Annotated in this window: 10 protein-coding genes; 7 read left to right on the forward strand and 3 right to left on the reverse strand. The window is 52.3% G+C overall.

Annotated features, from left to right (window positions below):
* The 3 genes from ABD843_RS09580 to ABD843_RS09590 form a co-directional block, all read right to left on the reverse strand.
* Positions 1-1,599, reverse strand: coding sequence for a DUF349 domain-containing protein (locus tag ABD843_RS09580; RefSeq protein ID WP_345082132.1), 1,599 nt, complete (start codon positions 1,597-1,599; stop codon positions 1-3).
* A gap of 153 nt (positions 1,600-1,752) precedes the next feature.
* On the reverse strand, positions 1,753-2,502 hold the full coding sequence (locus ABD843_RS09585) for a DUF4197 domain-containing protein (RefSeq protein ID WP_345082135.1): 750 nt from the start codon (positions 2,500-2,502) through the stop codon (positions 1,753-1,755).
* A 63-nt stretch (positions 2,503-2,565) separates the two neighbouring features.
* Positions 2,566-3,858 (reverse strand): hypothetical protein, encoded by a 1,293-nt coding sequence (locus ABD843_RS09590; RefSeq protein ID WP_345082139.1) that lies wholly within the window; start codon positions 3,856-3,858, stop codon positions 2,566-2,568.
* 113 nt (positions 3,859-3,971) lie between these two features.
* Here ABD843_RS09590 and ABD843_RS09595 point away from each other — a divergent pair, with 113 nt between their 5' ends.
* The 7 genes from ABD843_RS09595 to radA all read left to right on the forward strand — a co-directional run bounded on the left by ABD843_RS09595 (position 3,972) and on the right by radA (position 13,875).
* Positions 3,972-4,223, forward strand: a complete 252-nt coding sequence (locus ABD843_RS09595; RefSeq protein WP_345082141.1) for a hypothetical protein — start codon at positions 3,972-3,974, stop codon at positions 4,221-4,223.
* 103 nt (positions 4,224-4,326) lie between these two features.
* Positions 4,327-5,373: a COX15/CtaA family protein gene (locus ABD843_RS09600; RefSeq protein ID WP_345082144.1), complete on the forward strand. Its 1,047-nt coding sequence runs from the start codon at positions 4,327-4,329 to the stop codon at positions 5,371-5,373.
* A gap of 268 nt (positions 5,374-5,641) precedes the next feature.
* Positions 5,642-6,274: a TetR/AcrR family transcriptional regulator gene (locus tag ABD843_RS09605; RefSeq protein ID WP_345082147.1), complete on the forward strand. Its 633-nt coding sequence runs from the start codon at positions 5,642-5,644 to the stop codon at positions 6,272-6,274.
* Complete coding sequence (locus tag ABD843_RS09610; protein ID WP_345082150.1) at positions 6,271-7,632, forward strand: TolC family protein; 1,362 nt, start codon at positions 6,271-6,273, stop codon at positions 7,630-7,632. The genes ABD843_RS09605 and ABD843_RS09610 overlap by 4 nt, the downstream gene beginning before the upstream one ends.
* Before the next feature lie 60 nt (positions 7,633-7,692).
* Positions 7,693-8,778, forward strand: a complete 1,086-nt coding sequence (locus ABD843_RS09615; RefSeq protein ID WP_345082153.1) for an efflux RND transporter periplasmic adaptor subunit — start codon at positions 7,693-7,695, stop codon at positions 8,776-8,778.
* A gap of 115 nt (positions 8,779-8,893) precedes the next feature.
* Positions 8,894-12,298 (forward strand): efflux RND transporter permease subunit, encoded by a 3,405-nt coding sequence (locus ABD843_RS09620; RefSeq protein ID WP_345082156.1) that lies wholly within the window; start codon positions 8,894-8,896, stop codon positions 12,296-12,298.
* 200 nt (positions 12,299-12,498) lie between these two features.
* The gene (gene radA / locus ABD843_RS09625) at positions 12,499-13,875 is read left to right on the forward strand and encodes a DNA repair protein RadA (protein ID WP_345082159.1); all 1,377 of its coding nucleotides are present in this window, start codon (positions 12,499-12,501) and stop codon (positions 13,873-13,875) included.
* Positions 13,876-13,975 lie beyond the last annotated feature (100 nt).

The raw sequence follows: 13,975 nt of genomic DNA on the forward strand, positions 1-13,975 counted from the left end.
TTACTCGGGTTCGTTCGTCTCGGGCTCTTCGCCTGTTGTTTCGGCTACTTCTTTGGCTTGTTTCCTGCCATACTCGTTGTGTACGGCATCATATTTTTCGCGCAGGCGGCGCAGTTTCTGCTCGCCTTCCACCAGCAGTTTTTCCAGGTGTTCTTTCAGTTCGGCGGCTTTTTTGCCGGGTGTTATATTGTTCAGCGCCTCTTTGAAGTCGGCCAGTTTATCTTCTTCCTCCTGTATGTCGCGTAGCAGTCTGCCCACCATTTCTTTGGCCTGCTCGGTACGCACATGTTTCTGTACCTCGGCATGTTGTTTGCGCTGGTCGCGGTTGGCATCTTTGCGGGCAAAGAAATGCTTGCGCGCCGCCAGGAACTGCTCCCATATACGGTTAGAATGTTCGCGGGCCACAGGGCCTATCTTCTTCCATTCGTCCAGCAGGTCGTTCATCTCGCCTGTGGTCTCGCCCCAGTGGTTCGAATTCTTTATCTGTTCGGCACGTTCCAGCAGCTTCATCTTCGCATCATAGTTCTGCTCGTGCATGTTCTTCACGCCGGCGGCATGCTGTTTCTTGGCATTGAAGAACTGGTCTTGCGCCGCCAGGAACCTGCCCCACAGCTCTTCGCCCTTTTCGCCGTTCACCCTGCCTGTCTTTTTCCATTCCTCCATCAGGGCGGCGTATGCCAGGGCGGTATTGTTCCACTCGGTGCTGTCCTTCAGCGCTTCGGCCTTTTCTACCAGTGCGGTCTTGGCAGTTATGTTCACTTCCTGCTCCTGCTGTATCACGGCCGTATGCTCGCGCTTACGGTCGAAGAAAGCGCTCTTCGCCGTTATGAACCGTTGCCACAGCTCTTCGTTCTTCTTGCTCAGTGTATGGCCTATGGTCTTCCATTCATTGGTAAGGCGGTGAAAGGTATCGGCCGTCTTCTTCCATTCGGAAGATGAGGCCAGTGCCTCGGCCTGCTCTACCAGGTCCAGCTTCAGATCCAGGTTCTGCAGCATGTCCTTCTCCTGGTCGTCGTGGTGCTGTTTCTTGCGGTCGTAGAATTTTGTGCGTGCCGCCTCTATCCTCGCCCACAGCTTATCGCCGCGGTGCTTATCGGTATGCCCGGCATGTTTCCATTGCTCGGTCAGTTCTTTGAATGCATTGGTGGCCTCTTTCCATTCCGTGCTATCGGCAAGGGCCTCGGCCTGTTCGGCCAGTTTCAGCTTTGCCGCATAGTTCTCTTCCGTTCTTGCGTTTATGGCTTCCTGCCAGGGTTCTGTCTCGGCCAGCAGTTTGTCTAGGTTGCCCAAGGCTGCGGTGGTGCCCAGCATATTGCGCAGCCATGCCACCTTTTCGGCCATCTTCAGCTTGTCCGCGGTGGCTGCCCATTCGGCTGCTACTTCGGCCAGGCGGGCCTGCATCTGGTAATACTTTTCGCCCAGCGTGCTTATAACGGTAGCGCTGTTCTCTGCCGTTATCTCGGCTATGGTACGCTCTTTACCCGGCTCGCCGGCATGTATCACCAGCCTGCCATCATCATTGAGCGTGAATAATTCCTTTCCATCGAACGACACTCCATTCCACCATGTGCTGACATCGAAATTCTGTTCCTGAGACATAATTTAATTCTGTTTATGCTACTATATGGTCTATAGACGGATAAGGGCGCGATACGCGCTCCTCATACCATACCTCTGTGCAATTTACGGCTATTTTGCCTTAAAAGGCAAGCATGGTAACATGAATTAATTATCAGATCTCTTTATATGCCCTTAGCCAAATACTTTGCGCAGTATGTCCGATACGCGGGCGGCAGGGTTGGTACGGATCTTGGCCTCCTCGTCGGCTATGGTGAGGAAAAGGCCGCTGAGGGCACGTTCGGTCACATATGCGGTCAGGTCGGGGTTCACTTTCTGGCGTGTGGTGGGCAGCTTGTTGTATATGGTCACTATCTCGGTCCAGTACTTGGTGGCCTGTACCTTGTTCAGCGAGCTCTGTATCACCGGCCTGAAGGCGGTTGTCAGCGAGGTCGTGGTGCGGCCTTTCAGGTATTGGGTGGCCGCATCGTTGCTGCCTCGTAGTATGGACAGGCCATCCTGTATTGTGATGCCTGTTATGGCATCTACGAATATAGGTACTGCCTTGCCCGATGCATCCTCTGCCGCACGGTTCATAGACAGTATGGCTTTATCTACCTGTGCGCCCATGCCCATGGCGCGCAGCGTGGTCTCTATCTTCTTTGCCTCTGGCGGCATCAGTATCTTTATAAGCTGGTTGCCAAAGAAACCGTTCACGTTAGAGAGCTTGCCGCTGGCGTTCTGCGTGCCTACTTTCAGGGCTTCTTTCAGGCCTGCTGTTATCTCGCCATCGGTAAGGCTTCCCTTGGTGCCGGTGCCTGTTTTGGTCACACCACCAGCGGCTTTTTTGGTCTTGTCCCATATGTTTTTCAGGTCCTGTGCCTGCACATTGGTGGTGAGAGCGGCCACGGTAAGGGCCAGTATGCCTTTAGCAAGAATGTTCATGATATTATCTGATAAGGAAATAAAGGTACATGTATATTTCCACCTGCGTTCATCGTGGTGTCGTCACGCTATAAATGTTTGTTTTTCCTTAACACGCCCCGAGCCGAAAGCCCCGCCCAGCAGGGCCACGCTCACTACCACCGGCACAAAGAAGAGGTACTTGTACGGTATCTGTATAAAGGCATAGAACACCGCCAGGTATACCTTGAAGGAGAACAGCAGGTAGGGGTAGAGCGGGTAGCTGTGCGTGCGGCGCATATACACCAGCGCCAGTACCAGCACGGTAAGGATGCACATGGCTATATGTACGTTCTTGTACAGTAGCAACGCATGCCCCACATCGCCGGGCAGCAGCCTGATGGCAAAGGAGGTAAAGCCCAGTCCGTTGTTCAGGTATACCTGGCCCTGGTGGGTGGCCATATCGCGCAGCCACTCATCGCGGGCGGCATTGGTATGGTAGGTATAGCCGTTTATAAAAATGGAAGCATCCCTGCGCAGGAAGGGCAGCCAGTACAGCATCACGAAGAACACTATTGCCGTAATCGCTATTATCAGCACATCCCTGCGCTTGCCGGCCACAAAGTGCAGCAGCAGGCACAGCGGCACCCAGAACACTATGCTGTAGCGCGAAAGCAGGCATACCGCCACGGACAAGGCAATGGCCCATACCCGCTGCCACCGCAGGCTTTCTGCTACAAAGAAGTAATAGGCGGCTATCAGCCCCTCTACCGAGAAGAGGAACATCCTGTTGTCGTGAGGTATGAACACGGCCCATAAGACCAGCGGCCATATGGGCACCAGGAGGTCCCACAGCAGCCCGGCGCCCGTTTTGCGGTTTCGCAGGAAGAACCACAGCCCTGCACCCCACATGGCAAAGGTGGGTACCCATCGGTAGTCCTTATGCGCCAGCTCCAGCGGTATATAGGGTAACCACTGCAGGGGCAGGTAGGTAGGGTAGAGGGTATACTCTGCGAACTGTATGGCATAATATGGCTGCTCGCCGCGCAGGAAGCGCTGCACCAGCGCGGTTATCTGCGGTATCACATCAGAGCCGCCGTTCCTGCCCTCGTGATAGGTGATCTCGTACCACCATATATGCTTCAGCGATGCGAATATGTGGTAGGAGAGCGCAAAGAACAGCACCCATTGTACTATGACCAGCACGCGCGGCGGCAGGAGCACCTTTGGTGCCGGGCGTACCTCGCCTGCATTGGTGGCTATCTTTAGAAAAAGTATGGCTATACCTATGGACAGGCCGAAGAGTACAAGAGGAGACGCATAGGGCCCCAGTGTGCCTATGAGCCACGTCACAAAAAGCACTTCCAGTACGCAGAAGAGGAACAACAACTGTCTCATAGGTGCAATAACGCTACAAATTAAATAAATATGCGCAGGCGGTGCTGCTTTTATACAATAGCTGCAATGAAGTATATAACAATGGCCGATCCTGTAGCCGGTAACTTTGTAGTATGCGCTACTTCATGTTCATCATACTTGCCTCTCTTCTAATGACCTCTTGTTACAAGAACGAATGCCATTTGTGCATTACGCAGATAACGCGTAATGGCATCACCCAGCCACAGCAGGTAGAGAAGACCTATTGCGGCCTTACAAAAAAAGAGATACGGGCGAAAAAGACATCTTACGAACGTAGATATTACGATAGTACCGAGGGGCGCAATGTATACGAGCTTACCAAGACCGATTGCGATATACAGTAGTTATTATATGGCGCTCATTAGTGCCGATACTACAATTTCATGGCAAAAACGGGCTGTTAGTTGGCGTTTCTTCCGCTAATTTTGCGCAAAATCTCATTTAGCGGTGATCGATAGTAAAAGAAGGGCCGTGGCATGGTGGCTCATAGCCGGCATCATCATGATAGTCATAGAGTTCATCATGGGCGGTGTCACCCGCCTCACCGGTTCGGGCCTGTCCATCACCGAGTGGAAGCCTATAATGGGTTTCATTCCCCCGCTCAACGAGGCCGACTGGAACAAGGCTTTCGATGGCTATAAGAACATAGCCCAGTACAAATACGTCAACAGCCACTTCACCCTGCCCGATTTCAAGTTCATATTCTACTGGGAGTGGGCACACCGCCTGTGGGCGCGTATGCTGGGCGTTGTCTTTGCCATAGGTTTTGTGTACTTCTTCGTAAAAAAGTACTTCGACAAGGGTATGGTGCGGCCTTTCATCATCCTCTTCATACTGGGTGGCCTGCAGGGCTTCGTAGGCTGGAAGATGGTAGCAAGCGGCCTCAACGATACCGACCTTTATGTGAAGCACACTTGGCTGGCCGCACATTTCCTCTCGGCCATCACCCTTATGTGCTATACGCTGTGGTTCGCGCTGGTACTGCTTATACCTGCCGATAGGCGGGTGGCCGCGCCTGCTATGGTGCGGCAGCTGGTGGCCATCATCCTGCTTACTTATGTGCAGTTGGCATATGGGGCCTTTATGGCTGGTACACATGCATCGCGCGCTGTGCATACATGGCCCAGGATAGCCGATGAGTGGGTGCCCGGCACTCTTGGGAGCGAAAGCATGGTCACCAATGTCATGAACATACAGTTCGTACACCGTACACTGGCCTACCTGCTGCTCATTATCATTGTAGTATGGTATGTATGGGCCGGCAAGGCCGCCCGCCGCATGGGCAGCGTCCTGCTGCACAAGGCCCGTCGGTGGCCGTTCGTTATAGTGATGCTGCAGGTGGTACTGGGAGTGGTCACCCTCATCAGCGCGTCGCAGATAGTTTTCGGCACGTTCGGCTTTTATGAGACCCTCGCCGAGATACACCAACTGGTAGGTATGTTCCTGGTCATGGCCCTTGTTGCCAACCTATATATCATTTCAAAGAAGAAATAACAAAATTCAAATTCCAAAATTCAAATTCCAAACTTCAAATTCCAGATCAGAAATAAGGAAAGAATGTTTGAAGTTTGGAAATTGAAATTTTGAGATCTGGAATTTGAAGTTTGGAATTTGAATTTTGACCTTTTTTGAATTTTGGCCTTTGAAATTTGCTCTTTTTCCCCTCATCTATAGGCCCATAAGAAACAAAAATAATCAGGAAACGTTTCCTGATTGAAAATGTTTCCATAGTTTTGCCCGCGAATTCCGGCGTAAAATAGAAATGGAGACTTTAGAAAAAATACTCACATCTGCTATCGAGCTTTTTAGCCAGTACGGCTTTAAGTCCATAACGATGGATGATATTGCCAGGAGAGCGGGCATATCTAAGAAAACGCTATACCAACACTTCGCCAACAAGCAGGAGGTGGTGAACGAATCGGTGGCATGGTACAAGAACAATACCACCGAGAACTGTGTGGTGGTACTGAAAGATGCCGAGAACGCCGTAGAGGCCATGGTGAGGATACTTGCCTTCTTCGACGATCTGTACAAACGCCTCAACCCCATGGCCTTGTTCGAGATGCAGCGATTTTTCCCCGATGCTTACAAACAGTTCCGCGACCTGCTGGTAGAGCGCGATGTGCAACTGGTACGCGAGAACATAAAACAGGGCATGAAGGAAGGCCACTACCGCGAGAACCTGAATGCCGACCTGCTGGCACGCTACCGCATAGAGACCTCGCTGATGGCCCTGCACCCCAACCTGCTGGTGAGCGACCGAGCTAACCTTATGAGCGTGGCCCTGGAAATAGGCGAACACTTTATGTATGGCATGATGACCCCGCAGGGGACAGAGCTGTACCTCAAATACAAAGAACAATACTTAAAACAAGCAACAGCACCCACTATATGAGAAAAGTATATATAGCATTAACCAGTTTACTGCTATCGGCAACAATGGTATCTGCACAGCAGCCCTTGAGGCTGAGCCTGCAGGAGTGTATAGACTATGCCATAAAGAACAGCTATACCATGAAGAACGCACACATAGATGTGCTGATACAGGAGCAGCAGGTGAAGCAGACAACGGCCGCAGCCCTGCCACATGTGAATGGCAAGATAGAAGTGAACAACTTCATCATACCACAGTATTCATATATCGGTGCAGGATCGTTCTCGATACCCGGTATACCCCCTCCGCCCAAAGACTCGTTGATGAGGGCGCAGTTCACCATACCCTATACGGCCAACCTTTCTGCATCGGCCTCGCAGATACTGTTCGATGGGAGTGTGCTGGTGGCCCTGCAGGCACGCAGAACGGTAATGGAAATGGCAAAAGCCACCGAGAGGCTCACAGAGGAAGAGATAAGGTACAATGTACTGAAGTCGTACAACTCGCTGGTGATAGCTTACAAGCAGTTCGACATCATCAAAGGATCGCTTACCCTTCTGCGCAGCATGGAGCATGACCTGGACCTGATGCGCCAGGCAGGATTTGCCGAGAAGATAGATATAGACAGAACAACTGTACAGGTGAACAACCTGGCTACTGACAGTCTGAGGGTGGCCAATAACCTGGTAGTGGCCGAGCAGGTACTGAAGTATACACTGGGTATGAACATCAATACGCCCATCGTGCTTACCGATACTGCTATAGGCAAGTTCCAGAACGATGCCCTGAAGCTGGTGGCGGCAGAGGAAGATATAACGCGTGTGCCACAGTACAATGTGCTGATGTCTGGCCTGAAGCTGAACGAGTACAACCTGAAACGCTATAAGCTTTCAGCCATTCCTACCCTTGCGGCAGTGTATATGCTCGGTGTCAACTCGGGTGCGTACTATGGCAAAGACCTTTTCGATGGAGATAGGTACAGAGACAACAACTACTCTATGGTGGGCCTGTCGTTGAACATCCCCATATTCAATGGCCTGTCCCGCCAGCACCAGGTCACAGAGGCCAGGCTGAACATAGAAAAGACCCGGAACAATATAGACAACTTCAAACTCGCGGTCAGCTTCCAGGCAGCTACTGCGCGTACCAGCCTGAAGAACGCACTGCTGCAGGTGCAGAGCCAGAAGCGCAACCTGGACCTGTCCGGCAACGTACTGGATCTGGCACAGAGGAAATACAAGGAAGGCGTAGGCAGCAACCTGGAAGTGACCAATGCCCAGACAGAGCTCATGCGTGCCCAATCCAACTATTTCTCTGCACTTATGGAAGTGGTCACAGCCGAGGCCGATCTGAAGAAAGCACTCGGTACACTGAAATGACCTGATAATACCTGACCGAAACAAACAAACACATACATAAAATACAAAACATACCATAAAATGAAACGTTCATATTTATTCCTGGTACCTGCTATAGTGCTCGCATCATGTGGTGGTGGTAGCAAAGACCCCGCAGCCGAGCTTGCAGCCCTCAAGAAACAACGCGCCGACATAGATGCCCAGATCACCAAGCTGGAGGCCGGCAAAAAAGAAAAGAATGCCAAGGTGACCCCTGTATCTGTATGGGAACTGAAGCCGGGTACATTCAATGCCTTTATAGAGGTGCAGTCGCAGATCACCGGAGACGAGGTGGTAAGCGCAGGCGCCCGCGCACAGGGTACCGTTACGCAGGTACTGGTGCATGTAGGCCAGCAGGTACGCAAGGGCCAGGTACTGGCCACCCTGGACAATGCCATACCCGACCAGCAGATAAAGGCCATGGAGCCCCAGATAGAGCTGGCAAAGGCCCTCTACGAAAAACAGCAGAAGCTGTGGCAGCAGAACATAGGCACAGAGGTGCAACTGATGTCGGCCAAGACGAACTATGAGAACCTGCTGAAACAGAAGGCCGTAGCACAGGCAGGCAAAGACCTTTACAATGTGGTATCGCCCATCAATGGTGTGGTGGATGCCGTGGGCATGAAGGTGGGCGACCAGAGCATGTTCTCCAGCATACGCATCGTGAACACCAGCAAGCTGAAGGCCGAGGCCAACCTTGGCGAGAACTACCTGGGCAAAGTGAACGTAGGCGACAAGGCCACCCTCATCTTCCCCGATATGAACGACTCGCTGAACACGAAGGTGTCCTACGTTTCCAGGGCGGTAGACCCGCTGTCTCGCGCTTTCATGGTAGAGATAAAGCTTGGCGACAACAAAAAGCTGCACCCAAATATGTCCTGCATATTGCGCATATCCAACTACGAGAACTCATCGGCCCTGGTGATACCCGTATCTGTGATACAGAAGACGGCCGAAGGCGAAATGGTATATGTGGTAGAGGGTAATACTGCACGCTCGGTGATAGTGAAGACCGGCCGCAACTCTAATGGCAAGGTAGAGGTGCTCTCTGGCCTGAAGGCCGGCGACAAAGTGGTAGTGGCGGGCTTCGAAGACCTGGACAGTGGCGAGACCGTATCCATACAGTAATTCACAGACCCTACCGATACACACGAAAGCAGGCCCCGGTATGCCCTCGCATGCCATGGGTATAGTGAGAAGTGGATGTATACCATTATATCATTCGTAGCACAACAACACTAAAATGAAAGACAAATTCAAAGAGTTCAAATTATCTAGCTGGGCGGTAGACAACCGTACGGCAGTATACTTCATCACCGTATTCATCACCCTCATAGGCCTGATGACATACATCAATCTCCCCAAGGAGCAGTTCCCCGAGATAAAGCTGCCACAGATCATTGTGCAGACGGTATATCCCGGTACATCGCCCGAGAATATGGAGAACCTGGTGACCAAGCCCATAGAAAAGCAGGTGAAGAACCTGACCGGCGTTAAGAAGGTGACCAGCAATTCGTTCCAGGATTACTCGGTAGTAATAGTAGAGTTCAACACCGATGTGAAGGTGGACAAGGCCAAGCAGGATGTGAAGGATGGTGTGGACAAGGCCAAGCAGGACCTGCCGCAGAACCTCCCCTTCCAGCCCGAGGTGAAGGATATAGACTTCTCGGAGTTCCCTATACTGAACGTGAACGTATCGGGCAACTATGACATGAACCGCCTGAAGAAATATGCCGATAAGGTAAAGGATGAGATAGAGGCGGTAAAAGAGATAAAGCGTGTAGACCTGGTAGGCGCGCCTGAACGCGAGATACAGATCAACGTAGACCTCTTCAAGATGCAGGCCGCAGGCCTCACTTTCGATGACATAGACCGCACAGTGGCCATGGAGAACATATCTATGACGGCCGGTGAGGTAGCCATGAACGACCAGAAGCGCATACTGAGTGTAAAGCATGAATTCAAGGCGGCCGATGAGATAGGCGACATCATAGTGAAGAACCAGCAGGGCAAAAGTGTATACATCAAAGACATAGCCACTGTCATAGACACATTTGTAGAGCAGAAGAGCTTCGCCCGCCTGGATGGTCAGAACGTGATAACGCTGAACGTCATAAAGGCCAGCGGCGCCAACCTCATAGAGGCGTCTGAGAAGATTGATGCCCTGGTGAAGAAGATGCAGCAGGAAGACCTACCCAAGGACCTCACCGTGGTAGTTACCGGCGATCAGTCAGAATCTACCAAGACGACGCTTACCGACCTGGTGAACACCATCATCATCGGCTTCATACTCGTTACGGTCATACTCATGTTCTTCATGGGTGTTACTAATGCCCTTTTTGTGGCCATGTCGGTACCGCTGTCCTGCGCCATCGCCTTCCTGGTGATGCCCGGCATCGGCTTCACGCTCAATATGATCGTGCTGTTCTCCTTCCTCCTGGCCCTGGGTATAGTGGTAGATGATGCGATAGTGGTGATAGAGAACACCCACCGTATCTTCGACAATGGTAAGCGAGATATAAAGACGGCGGCCAAGATGGCCACCGGCGAGGTGTTCCTGCCGGTGCTTACAGGTACCATCACTACCCTCATGCCCTTCATTCCGCTTGCGTTCTGGAAGGGTGTTATCGGTAGTTTCATGTTCTTCCTGCCTGTTACCCTCATCATCACCCTGCTGGCATCGCTGCTGGTGGCCTACCTCATCAACCCCGTGTTCGCTGTCAGCTTCATGAAGCCCGAGAGCCACGAGGAGCACCATGCAAGGCGCCGCTTTACCCGCAGGGACAGTGTGCTGCTGGTCATATTCCTGGCCATAGCGGCGCTCTTCTACCTGGGTGGTAGCATAGGTTTCGGCAATTTCATTATCACGCTGTATCTCTTCATACTGCTGGAGAAATATGTGCTCTCTAAATGGATACACGCTTTCCAGCACAAAGCATGGCCTGCCTTCCAGAACTGGTATACACGCTGGCTGGAGCGCGCCCTGAAAAGGCCGGGACTGGTGCTGCTGGTCACCATCATACTGTTCCCTATCTCCATTTTTACCTATACTATGAGGAGCCCGCCTTTCACCTTCTTCCCCTCTGCCGATCCCAACTTCGTATATGTATACCTGAACATGCCGATAGGTACCGATCAGAAGCATACCGACGAGGTGCTGCAGAAACTGGAGGCCAAGGTGTACAAGGCGCTGGATATGGACCTGGCCACAGGTAAGAAGAACCCCATAGTGAAGTCGGTGATATCGAACGTGACCGTAGGCGCTGTGGATCCCACTACCAACGAGATAGGCGATTTCCCCAACAAGGGTAAGATAACAGTGGCCTTCGTAGGCTTTGAAAAACGCCATGGTGTATCATCGGCCAAATACCTGGATGCCATACGCGCCGTAGTGCGCGAGTATCCCGGTGCCGAGGTGACAGTGGACAAGGAGCAGGGTGGACCGCCGCTGCCAAAGCCAGTAGTGGTAGAGCTGACAGGCGATAACCTGGATTCGCTCATAGCCACATCTGACAGGCTGAAGAAATACCTGGAAGACAAGCAGGTGCCGGGTGTGGAAGAGCTGCGCAGCGATTTCCAGGCCAACAAGCCCGAGATCATCTTCGACCTGGACCGCAACCGCATGAACAACGAGAGCATCAGCACTATGGCAGTGGCCGGCGCTATGAGAACTGCCGTGTTCGGTAAAGAGGTGTCCCGCTTCCGCGATGCCAATGACGATTACCCCATCTACCTGCGCTATTCATCAGAGCAGCGCCGCGATGTGGAGGCCCTGCGCAACATGCCTGTCATATACCGCGATATGGGTATGGGCGGTATGATACGCACTGTGCCTATCAGCTCCTTTGCCGATATACGCTACTCTACCACCTATGGCGGCATCAAGCGCAAGGACCAGAAACGTATCATAGCCCTCTCGTCCAACGTACTGTCGGGCTACGAAGAGAATGCTGTGGTTGAAGCCGTGAAACACGAGATAGCCAACTTCCATGCACCGTCGGGCATCACTATAGTGATGAGCGGCCAGCAGGAAGAGCAGGCAGAGACCATGAGCTTCCTTGGTACTGCCATGATGATAGCTCTTGGCCTTATAGTACTGCTGCTCATACTACAGTTCAACTCTATCAGCCGCATGGTCATCATCATGAGCGAGGTGATGTTCTCTATCACAGGTGTGCTGCTCGGTTATAGTATGTTCGGCAATACCTTCTCGCTGGTGATGAGCGGTATAGGTATAGTGGCCCTCGCCGGTATAGTGGTAAGGAACGGTATCCTCCTCGTAGAGTTCATGGATATGATGCTGCACGAAGGCATGAGTCCATACGAGGCCATAGTAGAGGCAGGCCGCACGCGTATGACGCCTGTACTGCTTACCGCTACTGCGGCCATACTGGGCCTCATACCGCTGGCAGTAGGTCTCAATATCGACTTCGCGGGCCTGTTCACGCATTTCAACCCGCATATCTTCTTCGGTGGCGATAGCAATGCTTTCTGGGCACCGCTGGCATGGACCATGATATATGGCCTCAGCTTCGCTACATTCCTCACGCTGATAGTAGTACCTGCTATGTGCCTGTTGAGCTTCCGTTTCAAAGACTGGGTAAAGCGTACAAGAGCAAAGATGAGTGCACGAATAGACGGGAAATAGACCAATAGATGAACCGTAAGAGGCTGCCCCATAAAGGCAGCCTCTTTTGTTTTGCCCTCCGGAGAATGTGGATAAAATGCGTTCCTGTGTTCGCCCTGCCCATTGCAGATACGCTACATTTGTACTCTTCATTACATAGTGCCGCATATCATCTCCTCCCCTCGGGGGAGGGACGGGAGGGGCTCTTCATTAGATAGTACATGGCCAAGACACGTTCAGCTTTTTTCTGCCAGCAATGCGGCTACGAAACTCCCAAGTGGACGGGCAAATGCCCATCTTGCGGGGCATGGAATTCCTTTGTGGAAGAGGTGGTGCAGCGCGAGGAAAAGGGCCGCCCCGATGTGGCCAGCTGGGACGATAAGGACACCCGCGACAAGCAGAAGGCCCATAAGCTGGATGATGTGGTGCAGGTACAGGAGGCCCGTTTCTACAGCCCCGATAGCGAGCTGAACCGGGTGATGGGTGGTGGCATAGTGCCCGGCTCGGTGACCCTCATAGCAGGCGATCCGGGTATAGGTAAAAGTACCCTCTTCCTGCAGTGCGCCCTGCAGTGGAAGACCATCACCACGCTTTATGTATCGGGCGAGGAGAGTGCCCAGCAGATAAAGCTGCGAGCCGACCGCCTGGGCATCCGCAATAACAACCTCTACCTGCTGACCGCTACAGATACGGCTACCCTATTTGCCGAGGTAAAGAAGGTAAAGCCCAACCTGCTGATAATAGATTCTATACAAACGCTTGAGTCGCCCTATGTAGAGTCTGCTGCAGGCAGTGTATCGCAGGTGCGCGAATGTGCTGCCGAATTGCAGCGGTTCGCCAAGGCCAGCAATATACCTGTATGCATCATAGGCCATATCACCAAGGATGGTGCCATAGCAGGTCCCAAGGTGCTGGAGCATATGGTAGATACCGTATTGCAGTTCGAGGGCGACAGGCACTACGCCTACCGCATACTGCGCACCCTCAAGAACCGCTTCGGCTCTACCGCCGAGTTGGGTATATACGAAATGGTGCAGCAGGGCATGCGCCCCGTTTCCAACCCTTCCGAGATACTGCTCTCCCAGCACGATGAGCCCATCAGCGGCATAGCCATTGCCGCCACCATGGAGGCCTCTCGCCCACTGATGATAGAGGTACAGGCCCTTGTAACACAGGCCGTATATGGTACACCACAGCGCACCGTAAGCGGTATGGACCTGCGCCGCCTGCAACTGCTGCTGGCCGTGCTGGAGAAACGCGGTGGCTTCCACTTCGGCGCAAAAGATGTCTTTGTAAATATAGCCGGAGGTATCAAGGTAGAGGACCCCTCTATAGAGCTGGCCGTGGTGTGCGCCCTGCTATCATCGTACGAGGATAAGGCGCTGCCATCTAACATATGCCTGGTAGGCGAGATAGGCCTCAGTGGCGAGATACGCGCTGTGAACCGCATAGACCAGCGCATAGCCGAGGCCGACAAACTAGGCATGGATGTCATCTTCATTCCCAAGGCCAATGCCAAAGGGCTCAATACTGCCAGCTATAAGATACAGGTAAAGACCGTGAATAAGGTAGAAGATGTCTACCGCCTCCTTTTCTGACCGTTTTTTCCATTTTTCTCTTCACTGTATCGGTGCTGTCATATCGTGATGCGATAGGTATATTAACATAAATAATGTTATTCTTGTTGCTATATTATCT

Origin of the sequence: Nemorincola caseinilytica, from assembly GCF_039540515.1 — a bacterium.
GTDB classification, from domain to species: domain Bacteria; phylum Bacteroidota; class Bacteroidia; order Chitinophagales; family Chitinophagaceae; genus Nemorincola; species Nemorincola caseinilytica.